The 22,600-nt window shown below is 64.3% G+C and carries 26 protein-coding genes; 7 read left to right on the top strand and 19 right to left on the bottom strand.

The features are described from left to right. The first annotated feature begins 10 nt into the window (after positions 1 to 10). Entirely contained in the window at positions 11 to 1,075 is a 1,065-nt protein-coding gene (locus ACVOLQ_RS16075; RefSeq protein ID WP_481528625.1) for a sensor domain-containing diguanylate cyclase, read from the top strand. Positions 1,076 to 1,143: 68 nt separating this feature from the next. Continuing rightward, positions 1,144 to 2,304 (top strand): AAA family ATPase, encoded by a 1,161-nt coding sequence (locus ACVOLQ_RS16070; protein ID WP_481528624.1) that lies wholly within the window; start codon positions 1,144 to 1,146, stop codon positions 2,302 to 2,304. Here the strand turns inward: ACVOLQ_RS16070 and ACVOLQ_RS16065 are convergent, their stop codons facing one another. From ACVOLQ_RS16065 to ACVOLQ_RS16055, 3 genes are all read right to left on the bottom strand, one after another. Continuing rightward, entirely contained in the window at positions 2,305 to 3,225 is a 921-nt protein-coding gene (locus ACVOLQ_RS16065; RefSeq protein WP_313272741.1) for a DMT family transporter, read from the bottom strand. It lies immediately after the preceding gene. 46 nt (positions 3,226 to 3,271) lie between these two features. Beyond that, complete coding sequence (locus ACVOLQ_RS16060) at positions 3,272 to 4,099, bottom strand: DUF72 domain-containing protein (RefSeq protein ID WP_481528623.1); 828 nt, start codon at positions 4,097 to 4,099, stop codon at positions 3,272 to 3,274. A 292-nt stretch (positions 4,100 to 4,391) separates the two neighbouring features. Then, positions 4,392 to 4,820, bottom strand: a complete 429-nt coding sequence (locus ACVOLQ_RS16055; protein ID WP_293706277.1) for a VOC family protein — start codon at positions 4,818 to 4,820, stop codon at positions 4,392 to 4,394. Positions 4,821 to 4,922: 102 nt separating this feature from the next. On the opposite strand from ACVOLQ_RS16055, the gene ACVOLQ_RS16050 reads away from it, so the two are divergent. Both ACVOLQ_RS16050 and ACVOLQ_RS16045 read left to right on the top strand, forming a co-directional pair. Continuing rightward, positions 4,923 to 6,500, top strand: coding sequence for a serine hydrolase (locus tag ACVOLQ_RS16050; RefSeq protein ID WP_481528622.1), 1,578 nt, complete (start codon positions 4,923 to 4,925; stop codon positions 6,498 to 6,500). Positions 6,501 to 6,692: 192 nt separating this feature from the next. Then, the gene (locus ACVOLQ_RS16045) at positions 6,693 to 8,525 is read left to right on the top strand and encodes an ABC transporter ATP-binding protein (protein ID WP_481528621.1); all 1,833 of its coding nucleotides are present in this window, start codon (positions 6,693 to 6,695) and stop codon (positions 8,523 to 8,525) included. Between the two features lie 233 nt (positions 8,526 to 8,758). On the opposite strand, the gene ACVOLQ_RS16040 is transcribed toward ACVOLQ_RS16045, so the two are convergent. The 11 genes from ACVOLQ_RS16040 to ACVOLQ_RS15990 all read right to left on the bottom strand — a co-directional run bounded on the left by ACVOLQ_RS16040 (position 8,759) and on the right by ACVOLQ_RS15990 (position 16,116). Beyond that, positions 8,759 to 9,055 (bottom strand): hypothetical protein, encoded by a 297-nt coding sequence (locus ACVOLQ_RS16040; protein ID WP_313494524.1) that lies wholly within the window; start codon positions 9,053 to 9,055, stop codon positions 8,759 to 8,761. 22 nt (positions 9,056 to 9,077) lie between these two features. Continuing rightward, positions 9,078 to 9,575, bottom strand: a complete 498-nt coding sequence (locus ACVOLQ_RS16035; protein ID WP_481528620.1) for a hypothetical protein — start codon at positions 9,573 to 9,575, stop codon at positions 9,078 to 9,080. A gap of 52 nt (positions 9,576 to 9,627) precedes the next feature. Then, positions 9,628 to 10,083, bottom strand: coding sequence for an iron chaperone (locus ACVOLQ_RS16030; RefSeq protein WP_481528619.1), 456 nt, complete (start codon positions 10,081 to 10,083; stop codon positions 9,628 to 9,630). A gap of 126 nt (positions 10,084 to 10,209) precedes the next feature. Then, positions 10,210 to 10,791 carry a TMEM175 family protein gene (locus ACVOLQ_RS16025; RefSeq protein WP_481528618.1) on the bottom strand — a complete coding sequence of 194 codons (582 nt, stop codon included), beginning with the start codon at positions 10,789 to 10,791 and terminating at the stop codon, positions 10,210 to 10,212. 134 nt (positions 10,792 to 10,925) lie between these two features. Then, on the bottom strand, positions 10,926 to 11,264 hold the full coding sequence (locus ACVOLQ_RS16020) for a tRNA-binding protein (protein ID WP_313169279.1): 339 nt from the start codon (positions 11,262 to 11,264) through the stop codon (positions 10,926 to 10,928). Between the two features lie 50 nt (positions 11,265 to 11,314). Continuing rightward, complete coding sequence (locus ACVOLQ_RS16015; protein WP_481528617.1) at positions 11,315 to 11,740, bottom strand: GNAT family N-acetyltransferase; 426 nt, start codon at positions 11,738 to 11,740, stop codon at positions 11,315 to 11,317. Between the two features lie 37 nt (positions 11,741 to 11,777). Next, positions 11,778 to 12,176: a nuclear transport factor 2 family protein gene (locus ACVOLQ_RS16010; protein ID WP_481528616.1), complete on the bottom strand. Its 399-nt coding sequence runs from the start codon at positions 12,174 to 12,176 to the stop codon at positions 11,778 to 11,780. 75 nt (positions 12,177 to 12,251) lie between these two features. Beyond that, positions 12,252 to 12,683 (bottom strand): PH domain-containing protein, encoded by a 432-nt coding sequence (locus ACVOLQ_RS16005; RefSeq protein WP_481528615.1) that lies wholly within the window; start codon positions 12,681 to 12,683, stop codon positions 12,252 to 12,254. 116 nt (positions 12,684 to 12,799) lie between these two features. Next, entirely contained in the window at positions 12,800 to 13,054 is a 255-nt protein-coding gene (locus tag ACVOLQ_RS16000) for a hypothetical protein (RefSeq protein ID WP_481528614.1), read from the bottom strand. 310 nt (positions 13,055 to 13,364) lie between these two features. Continuing rightward, positions 13,365 to 14,168, bottom strand: coding sequence for a hypothetical protein (locus ACVOLQ_RS15995; RefSeq protein ID WP_481528613.1), 804 nt, complete (start codon positions 14,166 to 14,168; stop codon positions 13,365 to 13,367). 145 nt (positions 14,169 to 14,313) lie between these two features. Next, a complete protein-coding gene (locus ACVOLQ_RS15990) occupies positions 14,314 to 16,116 on the bottom strand; it encodes a DUF885 domain-containing protein (RefSeq protein WP_481528612.1) in 1,803 nt (600 codons plus the stop codon). A gap of 292 nt (positions 16,117 to 16,408) precedes the next feature. Here ACVOLQ_RS15990 and ACVOLQ_RS15985 point away from each other — a divergent pair, with 292 nt between their 5' ends. Further along, positions 16,409 to 17,200 carry a DUF4349 domain-containing protein gene (locus ACVOLQ_RS15985; protein ID WP_313169292.1) on the top strand — a complete coding sequence of 264 codons (792 nt, stop codon included), beginning with the start codon at positions 16,409 to 16,411 and terminating at the stop codon, positions 17,198 to 17,200. 93 nt (positions 17,201 to 17,293) lie between these two features. Here ACVOLQ_RS15985 and ACVOLQ_RS15980 read toward each other — a convergent pair whose 3' ends face one another. The 5 genes from ACVOLQ_RS15980 to ACVOLQ_RS15960 all read right to left on the bottom strand — a co-directional run bounded on the left by ACVOLQ_RS15980 (position 17,294) and on the right by ACVOLQ_RS15960 (position 20,948). Continuing rightward, positions 17,294 to 17,542 carry a hypothetical protein gene (locus ACVOLQ_RS15980; RefSeq protein WP_293706288.1) on the bottom strand — a complete coding sequence of 83 codons (249 nt, stop codon included), beginning with the start codon at positions 17,540 to 17,542 and terminating at the stop codon, positions 17,294 to 17,296. A 6-nt stretch (positions 17,543 to 17,548) separates the two neighbouring features. Then, entirely contained in the window at positions 17,549 to 17,950 is a 402-nt protein-coding gene (locus tag ACVOLQ_RS15975) for an OsmC family protein (RefSeq protein WP_481528611.1), read from the bottom strand. A 104-nt stretch (positions 17,951 to 18,054) separates the two neighbouring features. Next, a complete protein-coding gene (locus ACVOLQ_RS15970) occupies positions 18,055 to 19,443 on the bottom strand; it encodes a DUF2867 domain-containing protein (RefSeq protein ID WP_481528610.1) in 1,389 nt (462 codons plus the stop codon). Positions 19,444 to 19,460: 17 nt separating this feature from the next. Next, positions 19,461 to 19,787, bottom strand: a complete 327-nt coding sequence (locus tag ACVOLQ_RS15965) for a metalloregulator ArsR/SmtB family transcription factor (RefSeq protein WP_481528609.1) — start codon at positions 19,785 to 19,787, stop codon at positions 19,461 to 19,463. 258 nt (positions 19,788 to 20,045) lie between these two features. Next, positions 20,046 to 20,948, bottom strand: coding sequence for a peptidylprolyl isomerase (locus ACVOLQ_RS15960; RefSeq protein ID WP_481528608.1), 903 nt, complete (start codon positions 20,946 to 20,948; stop codon positions 20,046 to 20,048). A gap of 153 nt (positions 20,949 to 21,101) precedes the next feature. Between ACVOLQ_RS15960 and ACVOLQ_RS15955 the strand changes: the two genes are divergently transcribed. Then, the gene (locus ACVOLQ_RS15955; RefSeq protein ID WP_293706291.1) at positions 21,102 to 21,464 is read left to right on the top strand and encodes a PadR family transcriptional regulator; all 363 of its coding nucleotides are present in this window, start codon (positions 21,102 to 21,104) and stop codon (positions 21,462 to 21,464) included. Beyond that, positions 21,464 to 22,462, top strand: a complete 999-nt coding sequence (locus tag ACVOLQ_RS15950) for a sensor domain-containing protein (protein WP_481528607.1) — start codon at positions 21,464 to 21,466, stop codon at positions 22,460 to 22,462. Before ACVOLQ_RS15955 ends, ACVOLQ_RS15950 begins: the two co-directional genes overlap by 1 nt. The last annotated feature ends 138 nt before the right edge of the window (positions 22,463 to 22,600 follow it).

Below are 22,600 nucleotides of genomic sequence, written 5' to 3'. Positions count from 1 at the left end.
GGATCCGTGCATGATCAAGCCCGCATTGCCCGCCAACGAAACCGAACGTCTTGCCGCGTTGCAGCGCTACCGCGTGCTGGACACCGCACGCGAGCAGGAATTCGATGACCTGGTGACGATTGCCCGCACCATCTGCGGGACGCCGATGGGGGCGGTTACCCTGATCGATCAGCACCGGCAATGGTTCAAGGCGCTGCAGGGGCTCGATGGCGAACAGACTCCGCGTGACGAGGCCTTCTGCGCGCATACCATCCTCACCCCGCAAGAGCTGACGGTGGTTACCGATGCCCGCCAGGACCAACGCTTCAGTGGCAATCCATCGGTGCTGGGTGACCCGCATATCCGCTTCTACGCTGGCGCGCCGTTGCTGACCAGCGAAGGGTATGCACTGGGCTCGCTATGCGTGTTCGATTCGGTGCCGTCGCAACTGGGCACGCCGCAGGCCGAGGCGCTGCGCGCGCTGTCGCGTCAGGTCAGTCGCTTGCTGGAGATGCGTCTGCTGCGGATCGAGATCGATCACCACCAGGTCGAGCACGAGTGGTACGAGGCGCGGCTGGTCGAGTACTACCAGCAGCTGGAGCAGGCCAACCTGGAGCTGTCCGAGCAGACCCGTACCGATCCACTGACCGGTCTGCCCAATCGACGCGCCCTGTCCGCCGCGCTTTCGGAGGCGATCGAACGGGCAGCGGAGGTGCCGCCCGCGGTTGCCATCGTCGATATCGACCACTTCAAGATGGTCAATGACATCCATGGCCATGCCGAGGGTGATCGGGTGCTTACCGAGCTGTCGAGCGTATTGAGGTCGCAGTTCACCGGGCGTGGCATGGCGGCCCGCTATGGCGGCGAGGAGTTCGTGATCCTGATGCCGGATACTCCCCTGCAGCAGGCCGAGCTGCAGTGCGAATACCTGCGCGAGTCGGTAGGTCTGCTGCCGATCGGCCTGCCGATCTCGATCAGCATCGGCCTGGCCGTGCACCGCAGCGGCGAAACACCGGGCGATACCCTGCGCCGCGCCGATGCCGCGCTCTACCAGGCCAAGGCCGAAGGCCGCGACCGGGTGGTGGTGGCGGGCTGAGCCTGCGTCTCGACGCCTGCGACCGGGCGCGTGCATGCTGGGCCAGCTCCTGATGCCGTGAGAACCCCATGCTGCAGACCCTGGCTGTCGCCAACTACCGTTCCCTGCATGAGCTGGCCGTGCCGCTGGCGCGGCTGAACCTGGTCACCGGCGACAACGGCAGTGGCAAATCCAATCTCTACCGCGCGCTGCGGCTGCTGGCGCAGACCGCGCGTGGTGGCGTGGCCACCGCGCTGGCGGGTGAGGGCGGGCTGGAGTCGGCGCTGTGGGCCGGCCCGGAACGGATAAGCCGGGCCATGCGCGAGGGCGAGATGCCGGTGCAGGGCACGGCGCGCAGCACGCCGGTGTCCTTGCGACTGGGGTTTGCCGCCGAGGACTTCGGCTATGCAATCGACCTGGGCCTGCCGGTGCCGGGCAACTCGATGTTTGATCGCGACCCGCAGATCAAGAGCGAAAGCATCTGGGCCGGGCCCTTCCTGCGCAGCAGCAACCTGTTGGTCGAGCGGCGCGGCAGCGTGGTACGGCGAAGGGCAGGCCGCAGTTGGGAGGTGGTGGAAGAGCACCTGTCGGGCTTCGACAGCCTTTTCAGCCAGTTGGCCGATCCGCAGCGCATGCCGGAAGTGCTGGCCCTGCGCGAGTACATCCGCCGCTGGCGCTTCCACGACCATTTTCGTTCCGATGCCGCTGCCCCGGCGCGACAGCCGTGCATGGCGATACGTACGCCGGTGCTGGCCGATGACGGTCATGACTTGGCGGCGGCTTGGCAGACCATCATCGAGATCGGCGATGGGCAGGGCCTGCAGCGCTCGCTGGAGGATGCGTTCCCGGGCGCGCAGGTGCGGATCGAGGGCTGGGAGGGGCGCTTGTCGCTGAAGTTCGCGCAGCCCGGCCTGTTGCGTCCGCTGGCGGCCAGTGAGTTGTCCGATGGCACCCTGCGCTACCTGTTGCTGATTGCCGCGCTGCACACGCCACGGCCGCCCCCGCTGCTGGTGCTCAACGAGCCGGAAACCAGCCTGCATCCGGACCTGCTGCCGGCGCTGGCGCGCTTGATCATCAACGCAGCGGCGCGCAGCCAGCTGTGGGTGGTGTCGCATGCCTCGCGGCTGATCGCCGCGCTGCAGGAGGACCCCGCCTGCAATGCGCTGCGCCTGCACAAGGAATTCAGCCAGACCCGGCTGTGGGGCGTTGGCAATCTGGAAGGACCGGCCTGGTACTGGCCGCAGCGTTGATCAGGCGACCGGGCCGGCCGCGGCTTGTGGCCGCAGGCGGTTGAGCAGCGGGTGCAGGAAGACGCCGCCGAGGATGATCGCCACGCCGAGGTAGAACTGCGGCGTCAGTTCGTGCTGCTCACCCAGGAACAGCATCGCCAGCAGGATCGCGTAGACCGGCTCCAGGTTGGTGACCAGCTGCACCGTATACGCGCTGAGGTGCTTGAGCGCGACCAGCGCCAGGGCAAACGGCAGCAGCGTGCACAGCCCGGACAGGGCCAGCAGCAACAGGCCGTCGTGCAGGTTGGGCAGCACCCACAGGTCGCTGGCCAGGGCTGGCAACAGCAGCGGCATGGCCGGTGCCAGCAGGGTCAGGGTCAGGGTGCCGGCGCCCAGCTCCAGCGCGGTGACCGTCAACGGATCAGCGTGGCCGACCATGCGCTTGTTGAACGAGCCGAAGATGGCCACCAGCAGCGCGGAAACCGCACCCACCGCCACGCCCAGGCGCATGCCATCGGGCACGCCACCAACCACCAGCGCCACGCCGGGCAGCACGATCACGCCCAGCGCCAGTTCGCGCAGCTGGAACGGACGCCGCGCGATCCACGGTTCGATGATGGCGGTGAACACCGGCGCCAGTGCGATGCAGGTGGCAGCCACCGACGCATTGGCCAGCTTCACCGCGCCATAGAAGGTGAGCCAATGCAGCGCGACCAGCGCGCCGATGCCGGCATAGCCCAGCACCAGCCGCGGGTTCAAGCCGGACAGGCCACGCCACACCCGCGGCAGCAGTGCCAGCATCGCCACCACCAGCAACATCCTCCACCACACCAGCGGCAGTGCCGGTAGCGTGATCAGCTTGCCGAGGATGGCAGTGACGCCCCACAACAGGACGCAGAAATGGATCTGCAGGAGGGCTTTGCGGGTGTCGTTGGTAGGCATCGGCGTATTGTCGCCGATGCACGTGACAAGCGCCGCGTCGTCGCCTTCAGTTTTTATCGACCAGCTGCTGCAACGCGCGTGCAGCCGCCGGATTGCGGTGCTTGGCCGCGCTGATGAAATAGAGGAAGACCTCACGCGGCGCGGCGGCGGGCAGGGGCGCGGCCAGATGCGGCAGATCCGGGTTGTCTTCGCCCTTCCGCCAGCGTTGGACACGCGCGGCCCACTGCTGCAGTTCGGCAGCCGGATAACCGGTGGCGTGCTGGTCGCGGCTGCCCATCAGCCGCGCATAGACAAAGTCGCCGGACAGGTCGGCGGCGTTCGGGTAATCGCTGGCGTCGGTATAGACCAGGGCGATGCCTTGCTGGCGGATCAATGCGACCAGTTCCGCATCGAAACACGTGGGATCGCGCACCTCCACGGCATGCCGCTGGCGGCGACCGTTGACCTGTGCAGGCAGCAGTTGCAGGAAGGCTGCCAGATCGTCGCGCTCCAGGCGTCGCCCGGCTTCGAACTGCCAGACCAGTGGGCCGAGGCGATCACCAAGATGACTGATGCCATCGATGAAGTCCTCGATCTGCCCGCCGGTGCCGGCCAGTTTGCGCGCGGTGACAATCCGCTTGGGTGCCTTGGCCGAAAACACGAAGCCTTCCGGCGTGGCATCGCGCCAACCGGTGTAGATGTGCGGCTTCTGCGCGCCGTAATAGGTGCCGTTGATCTCGATGCTGGTCAGTTGCTGGCTGGCGTATTCCAGCTCACGGCGCTGCACCAGCCCGACCGGGTAGAAGGTGCCGCCGCGCCACGGCACATAGGTCCAGCCACCGATGCCGATGTGGACGCCGGGTGTGTGCGGCGCGCTCGCAAACAGATCGTTCAACGCAAAGCTCCGATGGTGTAGGAACGGCATAAGCCGCGAAGCCGACAATGTACCCGCACCAGGTAGCGCCGAGCCATGCTCGGCAAGGGCGTTACACGCAGCGCATCACCACCGCTGGCTTGGCTGGCAAAGCCCCTTGCCGAGCATGGCTCGGCACTACAGCTCCCTCCCTTGCGCAGCAGGGGAGGGCTGGGGAGGGGTTGGCTTTTGGCCGTTTGCTTGTTGTTGGCTTCGCGGCTTACGCGGCTCCTGCAGGGTTGCTTGTAACGCTCTTGCCGAGCATGGCTCGGCACTACGTGGTTGGGGCCCAGGGGTCATAGCTGCCGAACCACCACAGGTGGCCCTCGGGGTCGCGGCAGGCGTAGCCGCGGCCGCCGTAATCCTGGTTGGCGATGTCGATCACGATCTCCGCACCGGCAGCCTTGGCCTGCGCGTAATGCGCGTCGGCGTCACTGACGATCACGCAGGCGCTCTGCGTCTCCATGCCGCCGACTTCGTCGGGCTGGATCATGTTGCTGCCCCATTCGCCAGGCTGCACCGAGCCCAGCATGATCATGCCGTTGCCGAATACCAGCTGCGCATGGTGAACCACCTCGCCGTCCTGGTAGACGGCATGGCGCTGGAACCCAAAGGCCTTGCACAGCCAATCGATCGCGGCCGGTGCGTCGCGGTAGCGCAGGCAGGGGATGATGGTGGCGGTGGTACGGGCGGCCAGGTCCATGGGGGCATGCGGGCAGTTGTGGAAAGGCGAGGGTGGGCGCGCTCGCGTTACCATCGCGAGAAGACCGGCCCGGTGCCGGCATCGATCCAAAGGGAGAGCGTATTGAATAGTTGGTTGGGTGGCGGGCTGGTGCTCGCGATGGGCGTGGTGGCACCGATGGCGGCAGCACAAGACGCGGTGCCGACGGAACTGCAGCAGTTGGACGCCACGGTGGAGCGTGTGCGCCAGCAGTTCGACGTGCCGGGCGTGGCAGTGGCGGTGGTCAAGGACGGCAAGGTGGTGCTGGAGCGCGGCTGGGGCCTGCGTGAGCTGGGCAAGCCGGAGCCGGTGCAGGCCGATACCCTGTTCGCCATTGCCTCCAATACCAAGGCCTTCACCGCGACCTCGCTGAACCTGCTGGCCGAGGAAGGCAAGCTGAAGATGGACGACCGGGTGGTGGATCACCTGCCGTCGTTCCGCATGTCCGACCCCTACGTCACCGGCGAGATGCGCATCCGCGACCTGCTCTCGCACCGCAGCGGTTTGAGCCTGGGCGCAGGCGACCTGCTGTTCTGGCCGACCACCCGCTACAGCAATGCCGAAGTGGTGGCGCGGCTGGCGCAGGTGCCGTTGAAGAATGGCTTCCGTGACCGCTATGCCTACGACAACATCCTGTACGCGGTGGCCCAGCAGGTGATCGAGAAGGTGTCCGGGCAGTCGTTTGCCGACTTCCTGCAGCAGCGCATCTTCGACAAGGTCGGCATGGCCGACACCCGTTACAACGCCGATCACCTCAAGCCGGGTGACAAGGCTGCCGTTGGCCACGCCAAGTACGACTTCAAGGACCTGCGGCCGGTGCCGCCGCTGACCTGGTCCAACAACGCCGGTGCCGGTGGCATCTATTCCAGCGTGCATGACCTGGCCAAGTGGATGAACGTGCAGCTGGCCGAGGGCAAGCTTGCCGATGGCACGCCGCTGTTCAGCGAAAAGACCCAGCAGCAGATGTGGCAGATGCAGATCCCGCAGGTGGTGCCCAAGCCGTCGGTACCGGAACTGGCTGCCGCACGTCCCAACTTCGCCGGTTATGGCGAGGGCTGGAGCCTGAGCGATTACCGGGGGCAGAAGCTGGTCTGGCATACCGGCGGCTGGCCGGGCCAGGTGTCGCGGCTGACCCTGGTGCCGGAGCAGAACCTGGGCGTGGTGGTGCTGACCAACCAGGAATCCGGGGCCGCCTTCAATGCCATCACCATGAGCGTGCTGGATGCGATGCTGGGTGCACCGGGCCATGACTGGGTGGGCGCCTACGCCGCTGGCGTGGCCAAGGCGCAGGGCAATGCCGATGAAGGCTGGGACAAGCATGTGGCGGCGCGCGATGCCAAGAGCAAGCCGTCGCTGCCGCTGACCAAGTATGCAGGCACTTATGGCGATGCCTGGTATGGCGATGTATTCGTCGAGCAGCAGGGTGGCAAGCTGCGCCTGCGCTTTGGTGCCACCGCCGATCTGGTGGGCACGATGGAGCATTGGCAGCACGACACCTTCATCGTGCGCTGGGACAACCGTTCGCTCAACGCCGATGCCTTCGTCAACTTCAGCCTGGACCCGGACGGCAAGGTGCGCGAGGTGCGCATGCAGGCGGTGTCGTCCTTGACCGATTTCAGCTTCGACTTCCAGGATCTGCTGCTGAAGCCGAAGGCGGAATGAAGCGTTTGTAGGAGCGGCGTAAGCCGCGAAGTCGGGAAATCATCAGGTTGCAGCTGTTTCGTGTACGGAAAGGGCGCCAGCTTCGCGGCTGACGCCGCTCCCACAACCAGACAGTTCCGCATCGCCTAGACAGACACAACACAGGCCGCGATGGGACAATCGCGGCCTGTTCCGGTTTTACAGGTCGTGGCGATGCTGCGCTGGTTCGAGTCCCTGATCCCCGTTTTCCCGCCGCTGGATACGCGCACGCCGCCGCGTGGCGTGGTGCGTTTCTACCTGCATTACCTGCGCCCGGTGTGGCCGGTGCTGCTGGCCACGCTGGTCGCCGGCCTGCTGCTGGCATTGGTGGAAGTGGCGATGTTCGATTTCCTCGGCCGCATCGTCGACATGTTGGCCGACAGCGCCGGGCCCGGCTTCTTCCAGCGCCACGCCAGCGAGTTGCTGTGGATGGCCGGCATCACCTTGCTGGCGCGACCGCTGCTGGTGGCCCTGCACAACCTGCTGGTCAACCAGTCCATCGTGCCCGGCCTGAGCAACCGCTCGCGCTGGCTGATGCACAACCACGTGGTGCGGCAGAGCCTGAGCTTCTTCCAGAACGACTTTGCCGGCAGCGTTGCCAACCGGGTGATGCAGACCGGCACCTCGCTGCGCGAATCGGCTGTGCAGATGGTCGATTCGCTGTGGTACATCGTGGTCTATACCGGCACCGCGCTGTATCTGTTCGCGCAGGCCGACTGGCGGCTGATGCTGCCCTTGGCCGCGTGGCTGCTGGCCTATATCGCTATCGGCGTGTACTTCGTACCGCGCATGAAACACCGCGCCTGGATCGCCTCCGATGCGCGCTCGCGCGCGATGGGGCGCATCGTCGATGGCTATACCAACATCGCCACCCTCAAGCTGTTCGCGCACAGTGGCCACGAGCAGCGCTATGTGGCCGAGGCCATCCAGGAGCTGGCCGAAAAGCACCGCGCACAGACCCGCATCACCACCGGGCTGGAGCTGGTCATTGCCATCCTCAACGGCTTCCTGATCGTCGGCACCTGCGGGCTGGCCTTGTGGCTATGGCAGGCCAGCCTGATCAGCGTGGGCGCGATCACCCTGGCCACCGGTCTGGTGATCCGCATCCACAACATGTCCGGCTGGATCATGTGGACCATCAACGGCATTTTCGAGGACATCGGCACCGTGCAGGACGGCATGGAGACCATCGCCCAGCCGCTGACGGTGCAGGATGCAGCCGACGCCAAACCCTTGCTGGTCAGCGCCGGTGCGGTGGATTTTGAGAATGTGCATTTCCACTATGGCAAGCGCGGTGGGGTGATGGCCGGTTTGAACCTGGCGGTGAAGCCGGGCGAGAAGATCGGCCTGGTCGGTCCGTCGGGGGCTGGCAAATCCACCCTGGTAAACGTGCTGCTGCGGCTGTATGACCTGGAAAGCGGGCGGATCCTGATCGATGGCCAGGACATCGCCCACGTCACCCAGGACAGCCTGCGTGCACAGATTGGTGTGGTCACCCAGGATACGTCGTTGCTGCATCGCTCGATCCGCGACAACCTGCTGTACGGGCGACCGGATGCCAGCGAGGAGCAGCTGCGCGCCGCCGTGGCCAAGGCGCGTGCCGAAGGCTTCATCGCGTCCCTGGTTGATGGACAGGGACGGCAGGGCTACGACGCCCATGTCGGTGAGCGCGGGGTGAAGCTGTCCGGCGGCCAGCGCCAGCGCATCGCCATTGCCCGCGTGCTGCTGAAGGACGCCCCCATCCTGATCCTCGACGAAGCCACATCGGCCCTGGATTCGGAAGTGGAAGCGGCGATCCAGGACAGCCTGGACGAGTTGATGGGCGACAAGACCGTGATCGCCATTGCCCATCGACTATCCACCATCGCGCGCATGGATCGCTTGGTAGTGATGGATCAGGGCCGCATTGTCGAAACCGGCACCCATGCCGAGCTGGTTGCCGCAGGCGGGTTGTATGCGCGCTTGTGGGCGCGCCAGACCGGTGGCTTCGTGGCCGTGGATGGTTGAGGTGCAACGGGACCTGTAGTGCCGAGCCATGCGCGACAGAGGACTTCCCGGTAACGCTTCTGCCGAGCATGGCTCGGCACTACGGCTCCCTCCCTTGCGCAGCAGGGGAGGGCTGGGGAGAGGTTGGCTTCTCGACCTCGGGCCACAATGGTGCGCACCCCGCTCCGATGGTTGGTGTGGAAAGCTCCTGCCGGGCATGGCTCGGCACCGCCAGCGTCGTGCTTGGCGGGTGCTCAGGCTGTGCCGATACGCGCCAACAGCAGGCCGACCACCACCATCGCGATGGCGATGACCACCATCGAGGCAAACAACCAGCCGCGACGACGTTGGCGTTGGCTGGCGCTGATCGCAGCGTTGAACATGGCCACGCGCTGCTGCTCGCTGGTGGCGATGAGGGCCTTGGCCCTGGCCGCGCCCTCATCGGCGCCAAGCCGCCCGGCCGTGATGTCGTCGGCGATGATTTCCAGTTGCTGCATCACTTCAGATTGCAGCTTCTGCAGTTCCAGCGTGGCGTCATTGTGGTTTGACAAGCAGGGGTTCTCGCAACCGGATTCAGGATGAGGGGGACTGTAACGCTTGCCGGATCACCCGTGACAGGATCGCCGGGTCATCGGCGGCCAGATGTTGGCCCAGTCGTAACAAACCGATGCCGAACCCGCACATCAGCATGCCCGGTAACACGGCAGGCAACAGCATCAGGTCCGCCCCGCCGAGCTGCGTCGCTGTCACAACGCTCCACAGCACGCAGAAGCCGAGCCAGAACAGCATGAAAATGAACACCAGCGCCGGCAGCGCAAAACGTCCGTGCAGTTCGCAGCCCTGTGGGGTGCTGCGCAGGGCACCGCGGAAGTGCGGCTTGAAGGAGTTGCGCATCACCCTGCGGTGATACAGGTGTACACCGCGCTCGCTTACCGAGCCGGCGACGCTGCCGGTAGCGGTCAGGTTGCCACGCGCAGTGGCTGCGCGCAGCGCCTGCAACGCCTGTTCGTGCGGCAGTGGGCTGGAAAAGGCGACGTGCGTACGCGGAAACAACCAGGTCCAGAAAGACATGCGGTCCATCGATTCAGGGATGGGACAAGATAGCCGCAGGCGCCGGGATTGCCTATTGCAGATTGCTGCCAGGGGTGCGCATGGCTTTCTTCACCAGGGCGGTGATCTTCTTCTCGACCTCCGGCGTGATCGCGGTCAACGCGTACGCGGTGGCCCACATCGCCCCGTCATCCAGCATTGCCATGTCGTTGAAGCCCAATGTCGAATAGCGCGAGCCGAACTTGCTGGCCCCCTGGAAGAACAACACGACCTTGCCATCGCGCGCATAGGCGGGCATGCCGTACCAGGTCTTGGGGGTGAGCGTGGGAGCGGTGGTGGTGACAATGGCGTGCACGCGTCGCGCCATCTGTTGCTCGGCGGCGGGCATCTCAGCGACCTTGGCCAGCAGCTCGGCTTCGCCGTCGGCCTTCAGTTTTCCAGCCTTGGCCTCGGCCTTGAGTTCGCGTGCGCGCTCCTTCATCGCGGCCTGTTCTTCGGCGGTAAAACCTTTGGTTCTGGCGGTGGCCATGGAAGCTCCGATAGGACAAGGAAGGCAGGGTTTTTTAACCCAGACCGGGTAGCCAAATGTAAAACATGGGTGCAAGCCGGGAGGTCATCGTTGGCAGGTGAAAGCAGGAACAGCTTGGCCGGCTGCCTAGCCGGCCTGGCCGAGTTCGCGTTCTATGCGCCGATCCGGAATCAGCCAAAGCAAGGCGACGGTCGCATACAGCAACTGCGCAAGATGCGCGTTGACGAAGCTAAGGGCGATTCCGCTGATGTACAGCACCGGCGAGAGCTTGCCCTTCCAGTCACTGCCGAGCGCGTGCCGCAAGCGCGAGCTCTCGCCATCAGCGGCGACGATGCGCCGTTGCAGGATCCAGTAGGCGATGGCGGCCGCCAACAGGATGCAGCCGTACAACGCGGTAGGCAGCGGCTGCTGATTGAAATCGTCCATCCAGTGCGTGGCGAATGGCAGCAGCGACAACCAGAACAGCAGGTGCAGATTGGCCCACAGCACGCTGCCTGTCACCTTCTGGCAGGCCTGCAGCAGGTGATGGTGGTTGTTCCAGTAGATGCCGACGTAGACGAAGCTCAGCAGGTAACTGAGCAGGGTAGTGAGCAGTGGTCGCAACGCATCCAGGGTGGCGCCTTCGGGAGGGCGCATCTCCAACACCATGATGGTGATGATGATGGCCATGACGCCATCGCTGAATGCTTCCAGTCGCCCCTTGCCCATCACCTGCTCCTGCCTGGATATGCCGATGGATTTGCTGCGGAACGCTAGCACGAAGTGCCGTCGAGGCAATGTGTGCGGTTTGCGGGGTGAGGGCGTCCCTGCGCAGCTGGGCGCAGGGACGCCTGTTGTTGCATCTACAACAGGCGCGTGCCCAGGGGAACCTCGTGCTCGGGCATGCACAGGCTCACCCGTCCCTCGGCGTCGTGAAAGCCGGTGACCAGGCATTCGGACATGAGTGGGCCGATCTGCTTCGGCGGGAAATTGACCACCGCCACCACCAGCCGGCCAAGCAGTTGTTCGGCACTGTACAGCGCGGTGATCTGTGCGCTGGACTTGCGGGTGCCCAGTTCCGGACCAAAATCCACCTGCAGGATATAGGCAGGTTTGCGCGCGGCAGCAAAGGGTTCGGCGGCGATGACGCGGCCCACCCGCAGTTCAACCTTGCTGAAATCGTTCCAATCGATGGTCTGCATGGAGGTGCTCGGAAGTTGGAGGGTAGTGGAATGGCGCAGGGCGCAGAAGCTCAGGCAGAACGCTGCTGCGTAAGCGCCATGCCAACGCTGGCCGGTGCAGTCAGGGCGAAGCCGAACTGTTGGTAGAGACGATAGGCCTCGCCATCGGCCAGCAGGCTGACATAGGCTGAGGCGGGTACCTCGCGCTGGATGTAGGCCTGGATTTCGCTCATGACCTTCTTGCCCAGGCCACGCCCCTGGTGGGCGGGCAATACCGCAATGTCGACCACCTGGTAGAAGCTGCCGCCATCGCCGATTACCCGTCCCATCGCAACCGTTTCATTGGCGCAGAGGATCTGCACGGCGAATAGGGAATTGGGCAACCCCCGGCTTGCGGCTTCGGCGGTCTTCGGGCTGAGCCCGCTGGCCTGGCGCAGGTGCCGGTAGGTATCGACGGAAGGAATGTCGTGGCTGATGGTATAGCTGGGTTCGCTCATCGTTGCATCCGGAATCCTGGGGTAGTGCGACCTGGCATCAGGCGGGCGACGCGATTGGCAAATAGACCTCATGCCAGAGGATGACCTTGCCGGCGTCATTGAACCGCATCAGCAGCATGGCGCGGAACAGTTCGTGGCGCCCATCAACATAGCGGATCCGCGCGCGCATCGAGAACACCACCGATGCGTCTTCCACGAGAGCATGATCGATCTCGTAGTCGATGCCGTCCATGCCGGCTTTCATGCCGTTGAGGAACTCGAGGTATTTGGCGGGATCGGCTTCGTAGCGGCGGCCATTGGGCTCGACGATGAATTGATCGGCGAAGCATTCACCGATCAATGCCTCGCTCAGCACGGAATCGCGATTGAGATGTCGGCGGTTCCAGTCGAGAACGGTATGTGCCAGCTGGAGGTAGTGCGCGCGTTGGCTTGTCATTGGGGTTGTGGTTCCAGTCGGCGGCAACGACTCAGTTGATGTTGCCGCTGGTGGCAATGGCCTGGCCGCGTCGGTTTACGGCAACGGCGGAGGGTTGCCAGATACTGCGTGGGCGGTGCCGGCGGCAGGCGATGCCGTGCTGCCCAGCACGGCCTGGGCGATGAGCTTGTCCAGACGACGGACGTCCAAGCCCTTGTTGAGGTTGACCTTGATATGACCGGCCTTGGTCCAGAGTTCAATTTCGGAGTTGAAATTGAACAGGCCGTGGCCGTTCTCCGACGACCACATATAGATGGATGAGTACGGCAGCGAATAGATTTCCACCTTCTTGCCGGTAATGCCCTGCGCATCGCGCACGATCAGCCGCTTGTTGGTGAACACCGCCGAGTCACGGAAGGTCTTGTAGGCCGCTACGGCGGCCTCGCCGGGGACCAGGATGTCGTTCACGTCCTGCGGGATCGGGCATTCCGATACCAGCGTCCAGGCCAGGATTGCATTTGTTTCCATGTTGAAGCCTTCCCCTGATTGTTTACTTTCGAGCGATGGAAACGAAATTGTAGGCGGCGCCCGGAGCAGGGCAATAGGCCCGAAGGCATGCCTGTCGGTGGCGCTGGCGAGGCCCATCAGGCGCCGCTGCGCAGGCGGGTGGCGTTGAGCTGAGGGAAGCGCTCGATGATGCTGACTGCCTCGCTCCAGCAGGACTGCTGGCTCAGCGGAAGGACCACTGCGGGCAGGTCCTTGAAGTGGAATTCGACCCTGCGTTCGGGGGTGGGCTGATGGCTGATGAGGATGGGCATGCGACCGTTCCGAAGATGCCAGACGAGCTCCTCGATGACATCGTTCCAGGCGTCGTGCTCCAGCGCATCTATCCATTCCATCAGTGCCCAACGCCCATGCGGGGCCGGGCAATGGAGCGCCATCGGCCTGGATGAAGGTAGGGGCGAGTTCTGGCGGTGCAGCGGTTTCCAGCCGAAGTCGCCCGGTTCGTACTGCGCAACACAAACCGATCATGCCACAGCTTGCGGTGATTGGCGGAGCGCGGCCGGTGCTGCCGGGGCGCGGTTCTGGCCCCCTATCCGATGCGCCATTTTCCATGCGCATGCGGCGGCGTGTGCTTCACGCCGTTGTTTGATCGCGCCGTGGCATTTGATGCTGCGCTGTTCACCGCGCCGCTCCTGCGGGAGACAGTCAGTAAGCGCACAGGCCCGTACAGTCGGGATCACTCATGGCCTTGATGATGGTCTCGATGTCGGCGCGGTTGTCCAGCGGTGCGTCGGCAAGAATGACCCTGGCGGCGTCGGCAATCTGCTGGCGGGCCGGCAGTTGCAGCGCGGAGGCAAACAGCGACGAACTCTCCGCCATTGCCCGCACGACCTGCGTGCGGTAGCTGGGTTGCAAAGCCTGGTTGCCGATGCTCATCAGGTTGCCGCTATAGCTGTTTACCAGGCCGCCACGCAGCTGGTTCAGCCCTGCCAGGCGTATGGGGGTGAGTTCCTCCGGCGGCAGTGCCGCCGTGAATGCGGTCAACGGCTGGATCTGCGTGGCCAGGCAACGCAGCAGGAACGGATGCAGGCGTTCGAGCTCCTGCTGGAATGCCACGATGTTTGTTTCCATCACCGTGCCCATCTGCCGTGCGATTTCCTCTGCGCTTGCCTGGGGCGGGAGATGTTCCTTCAGCCCGGTCAGTGCATAGGCCATCGACAAGCGGTTGGCCTGGCCACAGATGTCCATCAACTGACCGATGTTGGCGGCGTCGTAGGTCTGTGATTGCAGGAAACGATGACTGTCGGACAGGACATCAAGCAGTGCGCGTGTTTCTGGTTCGCTGATGCGGGGCATCTCCCCCTTGGCGGCGCTCTCTGCGATGCGCTGCTGCAGCTTGGCGCTGGCGTCCATATAGACCGCGTGGGGTTGTGCGGGTGTCTGCGCGTGCGCCTGCAGTGAAGCAAGGCTGAGGCAGGCGGCGGCCAAACAGGTGAGCAGCGACTTCATGTCAGTGAGATCCGGAAAGTTGGAGCAGCAGGTATCGGCATCGGCGCCGAACGGTGGTGAATGATAGTTCGGTGCTGCCGATGACGCGAAAGCAGAAGCCCGGCGGATGCCGGGCTTCTGCTGACCGAACAGGTTGGCCGATCGCTTACTCGATCGGCTGTTCCAGCATCAGCTGGCGGGCAAAGCGCACCGGCGGCGCACCGTAGGACAGGATCTGATCGTGGTAGGCCTTCAGGTTGAAGTTCGCACCCTGCTTGTCCTGCACGGCCTTGCGGGTGTCGAAATGCTCCTGCGCACCGACGAAGTAGGTCGGCAGCTGGGCCGAGGTGAGCTGCGCGCGCACCCACTTGCCCGAGGCTTCGCTTTCCTGCTGGAAGGCATCGTGGGTCATCAGCTGCATGGCCTGCTCGCGGCTCCAGTTGTCCACGTGCACACCCTGGTCGAGGATGGCGTTGGCAATGGTGCGCAGGTAGAACTTCAGCTGCACCAGGTGGAACAGCGGATCGTTATCCAGGTAACCCTGCTCCTGCATCATCCGCTCGGTGTAGACCGCCCAGCCTTCTGCAAACAGGCCCGAACGCAGTACCGCGCGCAGCGTCGACGGGAACTTGCCCGAGTGCCAGCCTTCCAGGTAATGGCCAGGGGTGCCTTCATGGATGGACAGCAGGTGGATCATGCGGCTGTTGTATTCGCGCAGGAAGGAGTCGACCTGCTTGTCGTTCCAGTCGTCCGGAATCGGCGAGACCGCGTAGAAGGTCTTCAGGTTCTTGTCCAGCGGGCCCGGCGAATCGCAATAGGCCACGGCCACGCCACGCTGGAATTCCGGCATCAGGATGATGTCGACCGGTGCGTCCGGCAGAGTCATCAGGTCATGTTTGCGCACGAACTCGGTGGACTGGTCGAGCGCGGCCTTGGCATCGTCCACGACCTTGTCGCGGGCCGGCTTGTCGGCATAGGCAAGTTCCAGTGCGGCTTCGATCGCCTTCTGCTGCTGGTCGTCGGTCGGGTCGGCCGGCATTTCCGGTGCGCCCGGCTTGTCCTTCAAGACCACCTGGGCGATGCCGTACATGTCCTTGCGCACGCGGGTCAGCTCGGCGCGAGCGCGCTCGCCGATCTCGGCGCGCGACAGCGAGGAGTTGAGCGAGAACTTCAGCTTCTGGTCGTACTTTTCCGCACCGATGCGGAACTCGCCCTTGGCGTTGGGCACCAGGGTCTTGTCCAGCCAGTTCTGCTGTTCTTCGACTGCCGTGGTCAGTTTGGCGATAGCAGCCTTCAGGCGCTCCTGGTCGGCGGCTTCGAGCTGGCCGATGTTGGGCATGATGAACGTTTCAACCAGGCTGAGGATGCCGCGGTTCTGCTTGGCCACGGTTTCGGCGTGGATCTTCGGCACGCGCGCCGGGTCCAGGTTGGCACGGGCGGCGGCGAAGATCTGCGGGATCAGCTCGATGCGCGCGGTGGCCGACTTCAGACGCTCCGGCAGCGGCGCGAACTCGCGCGCCATCAGGCCGTAGATGGCGCTGCCGGCCAGGCCGTTGTAGACCTGCGGGTCCCACTTCCACGACTGCATGGTTTCGTTGGACCAGATGTCCGACTGCAGCTGGTTGCGCAGGATGGCGGCATCCACCTGGTTCTCGCGGCCGAGCTTGCTCACGTCCAGCTTGTCCAGCTCGGCGAGCAGGGCCTTGCTGGCCTCCAGGCTCTTCTGCTGGCCGGCGGCGCTGAGATCATCGAGCTGGCTGTCATAGCGGTGGTCGCCGATCTGGGTGGCGCTGACCGGGGACAACTGCATCCAGGTGTCCAAAGCCTTCTTCGACAGCTCGGCGAACTGGGCATCGGCTTGGCTTTGGCCGGCCTGCTCGGTGGAGGTGGACGGCGCGGTCGGGGCGTCGCCGCTCTGGCAGCCTGCCAGGCTGGCGAGCAGGGCGGCGGCGAGCAGGTGCTTGCGCATCGGTATTCCTGTTGCTGAGGGGAAACCCCGAGCATAGGCGGACAGGGCCTGTACCGCACATGCCGTTGGTTGGTGGCGGGCTGTCGAAACAGGTGGTTCAGCGCAGCCGGGGCCCTGTAGCCCGGGTAAGCGCAGCGCACCCGGGGTCTTGATTCACCGTCATCGAATCTCAGGCTCACCGAATCCCCGGGTGCGCTGCGCTTACCCGGGCTACGGGCTGCACAAATTTTTAGCCTTCGTATTCAGCCAAGTCGTTATGCTGCCGCCACGACATCACATGGAACATGGACGCATGAAACAGCAGCACGGAAGGACCTTGGCGTTGGCATTGGGCGCGCTGCTCGCGCTCGCCGGTTGCGCCAAGCACGACATGTCGGCCGAAAGCGCGGCGGTGGCGGCCGATGCCGTGCAGTCGCCGGAAGGCGCGTTCCTGGCTTATGAGCACACGGTGCAGCTGCAGTTGCCGGGCAAGGACATCGCGCCCAGGGTGAAGGCTGTATCCGATGCGTGCCAGAGCGCGAAGTTTGGCGATTGCGCGGTGCTCAACGTGTCCCAGCAGGGCGGCGATACACCCAGCGGCTCGATCAAGGTGCGGGTTGCCCCCAAGGGGGTGGAGCCGCTGATCGCACTCGCCAGCGACAAGGGTGAGGTGACCACCCGCAATACCGAGGCCGAGGACCTGGCCCAGCAGGTCGCCGATACCCAGCTGATGCAGGACCGTTTGAAAGCCGAGCATGAGCGCCTTCTCGAGTATCAACAGCGCAAGGATCTGGCGGTGGCGGACCTGCTGACGATTTCGCAGCGGCTGTCGGAAATCGAAGCAGGCCTGCAGCAGGCCAACCGCGATGCGGCCCAGCAGCACCGTCGCATCGACACGCAGTTGGTCACCATCAACATCGAATCCACCAACAGCCAACGCAACCGCAGCGAGATCGGCCAGGCGTTTGGAGATTCAGGCGAGATCTTCACCACCAGCCTGGCCTACCTGATCCGCATCGCCGCAGGCTTGCTGCCGGTGGTCCTGATTGGCGGCTTCCTTGCTTGGCTGGTACGCCTGTGGTGGCGCCGCCGCAAGAAGCAGTAATCCTTGGCGTTGCGGGAGCGGCGTCAGCCGCGAAGCTGGTGCCGTTTCAGATCATCAGTTTTGCGGCTGACGCCGCTCCTGCAAAGGCCGGCATCAGCCATGCAGATGCAGCTCGGGAATGCGTTTCTCGTGCGCGGCAAACAGTTCCTGGAACTCTTCTTCGTTGAACTCATCAGGCAGATACACCGCCACCTGGCTGCTGACGCCATCGGCGTCAATGCGCTCGCGTGGGCCCGCGCGCAGTGATACTTCGCGGTCCTTCCAGGTGGTGACCCAAGGCGTCTCATCCCATTGGGTCACTTCAGCGTTGTCTGCATCCCAGATAACAACAATCGTAAACATGGCGTCTCAACTCTTCAGGGCGCGGTGTTCGCTGGTGATGGTCGCACCTTCACCCATCACCTTGGTGACCGGCGTGCGGGTGGCTACGTCCAGTAGTCGTTCCCATTGTTCGACGGTCAATGCGCCGGTAGCAGAAAGAATGCGGTGCACCTGCAGCTTACCGGCTTCATCGCGGCTGGAGGTGAGCTCGGCGTTGAACTCACCCAGCTCCCAGCCTTTTTTCTCTGCATACATCCGCAAGGTAATCGCGGTGCAGGCCGCCAGTGATGCCAGATACAGATCGAACGGCGCCATGCCCGCATCCTGCCCGCCCAGCCGGGCTGGCTCATCGGCAACAAGTTCGTGGACGCCGTTGCTGATGCGATGGGCGTAGTTGCTTCCCGTTGATTCAATGGTGACGTGGGCCATGGCGGCTTCCTTCGGAACGAACCGCCAAACTACTGCGATACAGGCAGCTCCGGTAGTCGCCGTTTATTGCCTGCATCGTCCCATCGGCTGAACGATGCCGCCGTTCACGCCGTCACGAAGGCAGCGCGCCCGGCAGGGAGGGCCGTTGCGGCCTCCTCAAGCAGGCAGTTGACGGCGGTCTTCAACATCTTTGGCGCGATGAAATGGCGATGCACCGGGTCCACCGCGGCCATGTACAGGTGCCCGAAGGGATTGTGGCAGTACACCCGCGTGGAAAGGCTGAAGGTGATCAGCTCGCCGTCGCGCTGCGCCGTGACGCTGGAGCGGAACTGCAGGTGACGATCATCAGCGCCAAGCAGAACCTGCGCGGAATTGGCCTTGATGGCAGTGGCCAGCACCGGGAAGCGCCCGGCGAAACGTTGTACTGGCGTATCGCTCAGCAATGATGACACCGGGCAGCCCAACGACGAGGTGCGCAGTCGCAACGGCCGCGCCAGCAGATTCCGTAACCGCATCAGGCCGCTGACGCTGCCAGCAGGCTGTTGGATGAAGGCGGTGAGCAGCGCTGCCAGCAACTGTTCCGGATTGCTGCCACCGAGCCAGCGCTGATCCATCTGGACCTCGACGTGGTCCTGATGGTGGTGATGCGGCAGTTGCTGGGCCAGCAGCGAGTTCGGCGGCAGGTGATGGCTGCTGCGTGCCTGCAGCGCGGGCAGCCGGTGCGAACGGGTGCCGCTGCGCGGACAGCGTTGCACCAGTTGCTGGCGCAGCTGTCCGGCATGCCGGCGCAAAAGCGCACACGCCCAGGCTTGCCGGGGCAGCGGATCAAAGCTGAGCACGCTGGTCCACGCTTCGGCCTGTTGCGTGTGCTGCTGCAGTGCCGCCGGCATCAATTCAGTGAGGCTGGCAAGGTCCGCTTCGCCGCGCATGACCTGCGCCTGCAAGGCAGGATCCAGTGCGCCTGCAGTTTCATCGGGATGGCAGGAAACCGCGAACAGGGCCGGATGCCTGCCATTGCCACGCAGTGGCTCGAATTGGTGCCAGGTGTTGGCGGCCATGCGCACCGTGAACAGGCAATCGGCAGGAATCTCGACGTGGCGCAGTGCCTGCTGCATATCCTGCGGCGTGTCGCAGGCCGAACCAGCGGCGATGAAACGCAGGCGCGTGCCGCCGCTGCCGCTGATCGCGGTGAACACACGCGTTGCAGCATGACGATGGAAGGGATGACCCTTGCGGCCCACAGAGAACGTGTAGAGCGCAGCGTTGTCGCCAGCGCTCAGGTCGGGGCCGGAAAGCCGCGCAGAGGGCTCGTCCAGCGCATCGTTGAAATGCGCGTGCTGGGCCTGGCGTGCACCTGTTGCCGTTGCGATCGCATCGCCAGCGCCCACATCGAGCTGGGTCAGTAGTGTGACTTCCGCGGCACGGCTGCCATCACTGGTATTGATCGAGACATGCGGAAAGCTGCTTTCGTTGGGAGTGCGACTGCGTTCCATGTGATGCCTCGTTGTGGTCAGCTGGCGGGTTTTGCCTTGGGCTTGGCATTGCGGCGTGATTCGCGCTGCAGCGGCCCGGCGGTTGGGCAGACCTCGAAGGCGAAGCGGCTCAAGGTGTTGACCATGTTGTCGGGGGTAAGCCGGTAGAAAACGAACTGGCCGCGGCGCTCGCTGGTGACGAGTCCAGCGGCGGTGAGAACCGAGAGATGACGGGAGATGGCCGGCGCACTCATCTCGAAACGCTGGCCGATCTCGCCTGCGGTGAGTTCCTGCGCCGACAGATACGCCAGGATCTCCCGGCGTGGGCGTGAGGCAAGGGCTTCGAAGATCTGATCGGCAGACATGGGTAATTAATTAACTAATTCGTTAATTAATTAAGCGCCCGATTGCCGGTGCATGTCAAGCACCCGCACCTGCTGTAGTGCCGAGCCGTGCTCGGCAGGGGCCTTCCAAGCTAAACCATCCGACCTGTAGTGCCGAGCCATGCTCGGCAGAGGCCTTCAGGCCAAACCATCCGACCTGTAGTGCCGAGCCATGCTCGGCAATGGATGTTCCCGGTAAGGCCTCTGCCGAGCATGGCTCGGCACTACCGTGGGTGCTCTTTAGCGGATACGTACCGGCAACGGGATGTTGCACAGGTCGATATGGCCGGCCGCGCGCTTGTAGAAGCCATCCACGCGGTTGCGACGCGCTTCCACCGCATCAGCGAAGGTCTTCGAATCGGTACGCAGCACCTGCAGCTTTACCCGCTGCGCTTCCGGCAATTCGCTGGCCAAGGTGATTGCTTTGATCTGCGTACGTTGCGCGGGATCTTCATAGAAGCCCATCGGGTCGGGGCCGCGCTTGATCGTACTGAGCAGTTCCATGCCCTTGAGCACGCGGCCCACCAAGGTGATGTTGCGGTCCAGCTGGCGCGGCGATTGGCCGGTGACCACATAAAGCTCCGCACCAACACTGCTGTCCTCGTCGTTGTTGCGGCCGGCACCGAGCGCGCCATAGCAATGCGCCAGCCAGGCGTTCTTGCCATCGCTGCCAACGGCGAAGTCGCCGACGAAGCCGGTCCTGGCGGCCCAACCATCGCGGTCGGGCAGGGCGGTGAAGGCCAGGCCTTGCAGCGGTCGCTGGAATTCGGCGGGCAGATGAGACTTGGCGCTGCCCATCGACTTGGCTTTGGCCGCGTCGTCGGCATCGGCGTCGCCGAACTGAACAACGAAGTTGTCCTGCGAGCGGTAGATGCTCAGCCCATCCCAGAAGTGCTCCCTGGCCATCGTGCGGATGTTGCCGGCGTGCTCGGGGGCGAACTGCGGGGCCAGCTCGATGATGACGCGGCCGCCTTCCAGGTCCATGTACAGCGTGTTTTCCGCCGCCGGGGTGTGCCAGTCGCTGGCCGGCGCGGCGTCGATGATCTCCTGGGCGCTGCGGTACTTGGCGGGGGCGTCGGCCGCCAGGAGGGGCAGTGGGGACAGCGACAGGGCCAGGGCAAGCAGGCAGGGACGTAGCGTCATCGGGCGCATTCCAGTTGGGTGTAGGCCGATTCTGCGCGATTGGCCGGGGCACCCGCCAGCGCCGTGACGGCGGTAGGGGTGACTACCGGCATATTCACTATAGCGAACTAAATACTAGTATTTGCTTCAGGCTAGTTGGCGGGAGTGAAGGCCATGACGGAGTTGGATGCACATCTGCGCAAGTTCCAGAAGGAATTGAGCACAGGCACGGTGTCGCTGGCCCTGCTGGCGGTGCTGGCCAAGGCGCCGGAGCCGCTGTACGGCTACCTGATCGCCAAGGAGCTGGAGCGGATAGGCGATGGGGTGCTCAGCGGCAAGCAGAGCGCGCTGTATCCGGTGCTGCGCAACCTGGAAGCTGCCGGCCTGCTGGAAAGCCATGTGGAGCCTTCGGTGGCCGGGCCACCGCGGCGCTACTACCGCATCAATGACGACGGTCGCGCCGCGCTGCGGCAGTGGGTCGCCGCCTGGAATGCCACCCGCGACTCGGTCGAGTCCGTACTGGAAGGGATCAAATGATGAATACCGAACACAACACGCGACCGCTGCCGACCACCATCCCTGAATACCTCGACCAGCTGCGCGCGGCATTGGCAGGTGCCGACCTGGCGATGATCCAGGACGCGCTGTACGACGCCGAGGAATACTTGCGCTCGGAGCTGGCCGAACAGCCGGGCAAGAGCGAGGCCGAGGTGATTGCCGGTGTGGCCGGCAGTTATGGCGCGCCGGAAGAGGTGGCCGAGATCTACCGCGAAACCGAGGTGACAGTGAACCGCGCCCTGCGCACGCCGCGCCCGGCATCACGTGTCATGCCAGCAGCTGCGGCGGCGGTGGCTGACGCGAGCGCGTCCCCCGTTGAGCCAGGTGTCGCCGCATCGGCGCGCACGCCAGCACCGCGATCCTTGCTGGCGCGCTTCTTTGGCGTGGCGCTGGATCCGCATACCTATGGCGCGCTGTTCTACATGCTGCTGTCGCTGGCCACCGGCATCTTCTTCTTTACCTGGGTGGTGACCGGCCTGTCGGTGTCGGTGTCCTTGCTGATCCTGATTATCGGTATCCCGATCCTGCTGTTGTTCCTGGGCTCAGTGCGGGTGTTGTCGCTGGTGGAAGGGCGCATCATCGAAACCATGCTGGGTGTGCGCATGCCGCGCCGGCCCGCCTATACCGATCGCAGCCAGGGTTGGCTGCAGCGCATCGGTGCGATGTTCTCGGACGGCCGCACCTGGCTGACGATGCTGTACTTCGTGCTGATGCTGCCATTGGGGATTCTGTATTTCACCGTGGCCACGACCTTGTTGTCGACGTCGTTGGCGCTGGTATTCGCCCCTGTGGCTGCACTGTTCACCAATGAGGCAATCGGCATCTGGATCGACGGCGTCAATGTCGCCAGCTCCTTCTGGCTGTGGCCATTGTCGGTGGGTGTTGGCGTGCTGCTGCTGTTTGGCACGCTGCATCTGGCGCGAGGCATCGGCAAGCTGCATGGCGCGATGGCCAAGCATCTGCTGGTGCGCTTGTAAGCGGCGCTTTGCGGGGGGACGTAGACGAGGGCGCCAACGGCGCCCTCGTTTTTTGTAGTGCCGAGCCATGCTCGGCTGGGGCTTTTCCGACGAAGCCAACCCTGTAGTGCCGAGCCATGCTCGGCATTGGGCTCTACC

The sequence above is a fragment of the Stenotrophomonas sp. STEN031 genome (genome assembly GCF_056759975.1).
Note: the sequence above shows the minus strand (reverse complement) of the source record. Positions and strands in the feature narration are given on the sequence as shown.

What these genes read in the sequence shown, in the direction of transcription:
- ACVOLQ_RS16075 (WP_481528625.1), top strand. Translation starts at nt 11, where the DNA reads ATGATCAAGCCCGCATTGCCCGCCAACGAAACCGAACGTCTTGCCGCG.
- ACVOLQ_RS16070 (WP_481528624.1), top strand. Translation starts at nt 1,144, where the DNA reads ATGCTGCAGACCCTGGCTGTCGCCAACTACCGTTCCCTGCATGAGCTG.
- ACVOLQ_RS16065 (WP_313272741.1), bottom strand. Translation starts at nt 3,225, where the DNA reads ATGCCTACCAACGACACCCGCAAAGCCCTCCTGCAGATCCATTTCTGC.
- ACVOLQ_RS16055 (WP_293706277.1), bottom strand. Translation starts at nt 4,820, where the DNA reads ATGGACCTGGCCGCCCGTACCACCGCCACCATCATCCCCTGCCTGCGC.
- ACVOLQ_RS16045 (WP_481528621.1), top strand. Translation starts at nt 6,693, where the DNA reads ATGCTGCGCTGGTTCGAGTCCCTGATCCCCGTTTTCCCGCCGCTGGAT.
- ACVOLQ_RS16035 (WP_481528620.1), bottom strand. Translation starts at nt 9,575, where the DNA reads ATGTCTTTCTGGACCTGGTTGTTTCCGCGTACGCACGTCGCCTTTTCC.
- ACVOLQ_RS16030 (WP_481528619.1), bottom strand. Translation starts at nt 10,083, where the DNA reads ATGGCCACCGCCAGAACCAAAGGTTTTACCGCCGAAGAACAGGCCGCG.
- ACVOLQ_RS16025 (WP_481528618.1), bottom strand. Translation starts at nt 10,791, where the DNA reads ATGGGCAAGGGGCGACTGGAAGCATTCAGCGATGGCGTCATGGCCATC.
- ACVOLQ_RS16020 (WP_313169279.1), bottom strand. Translation starts at nt 11,264, where the DNA reads ATGCAGACCATCGATTGGAACGATTTCAGCAAGGTTGAACTGCGGGTG.
- ACVOLQ_RS16015 (WP_481528617.1), bottom strand. Translation starts at nt 11,740, where the DNA reads ATGAGCGAACCCAGCTATACCATCAGCCACGACATTCCTTCCGTCGAT.
- ACVOLQ_RS16010 (WP_481528616.1), bottom strand. Translation starts at nt 12,176, where the DNA reads ATGACAAGCCAACGCGCGCACTACCTCCAGCTGGCACATACCGTTCTC.
- ACVOLQ_RS16005 (WP_481528615.1), bottom strand. Translation starts at nt 12,683, where the DNA reads ATGGAAACAAATGCAATCCTGGCCTGGACGCTGGTATCGGAATGCCCG.
- ACVOLQ_RS16000 (WP_481528614.1), bottom strand. Translation starts at nt 13,054, where the DNA reads ATGGAATGGATAGATGCGCTGGAGCACGACGCCTGGAACGATGTCATC.
- ACVOLQ_RS15995 (WP_481528613.1), bottom strand. Translation starts at nt 14,168, where the DNA reads ATGAAGTCGCTGCTCACCTGTTTGGCCGCCGCCTGCCTCAGCCTTGCT.
- ACVOLQ_RS15990 (WP_481528612.1), bottom strand. Translation starts at nt 16,116, where the DNA reads ATGCGCAAGCACCTGCTCGCCGCCGCCCTGCTCGCCAGCCTGGCAGGC.
- ACVOLQ_RS15985 (WP_313169292.1), top strand. Translation starts at nt 16,409, where the DNA reads ATGAAACAGCAGCACGGAAGGACCTTGGCGTTGGCATTGGGCGCGCTG.
- ACVOLQ_RS15980 (WP_293706288.1), bottom strand. Translation starts at nt 17,542, where the DNA reads ATGTTTACGATTGTTGTTATCTGGGATGCAGACAACGCTGAAGTGACC.
- ACVOLQ_RS15975 (WP_481528611.1), bottom strand. Translation starts at nt 17,950, where the DNA reads ATGGCCCACGTCACCATTGAATCAACGGGAAGCAACTACGCCCATCGC.
- ACVOLQ_RS15970 (WP_481528610.1), bottom strand. Translation starts at nt 19,443, where the DNA reads ATGGAACGCAGTCGCACTCCCAACGAAAGCAGCTTTCCGCATGTCTCG.
- ACVOLQ_RS15965 (WP_481528609.1), bottom strand. Translation starts at nt 19,787, where the DNA reads ATGTCTGCCGATCAGATCTTCGAAGCCCTTGCCTCACGCCCACGCCGG.
- ACVOLQ_RS15960 (WP_481528608.1), bottom strand. Translation starts at nt 20,948, where the DNA reads ATGACGCTACGTCCCTGCCTGCTTGCCCTGGCCCTGTCGCTGTCCCCA.
- ACVOLQ_RS15955 (WP_293706291.1), top strand. Translation starts at nt 21,102, where the DNA reads ATGACGGAGTTGGATGCACATCTGCGCAAGTTCCAGAAGGAATTGAGC.
- ACVOLQ_RS15950 (WP_481528607.1), top strand. Translation starts at nt 21,464, where the DNA reads ATGAATACCGAACACAACACGCGACCGCTGCCGACCACCATCCCTGAA.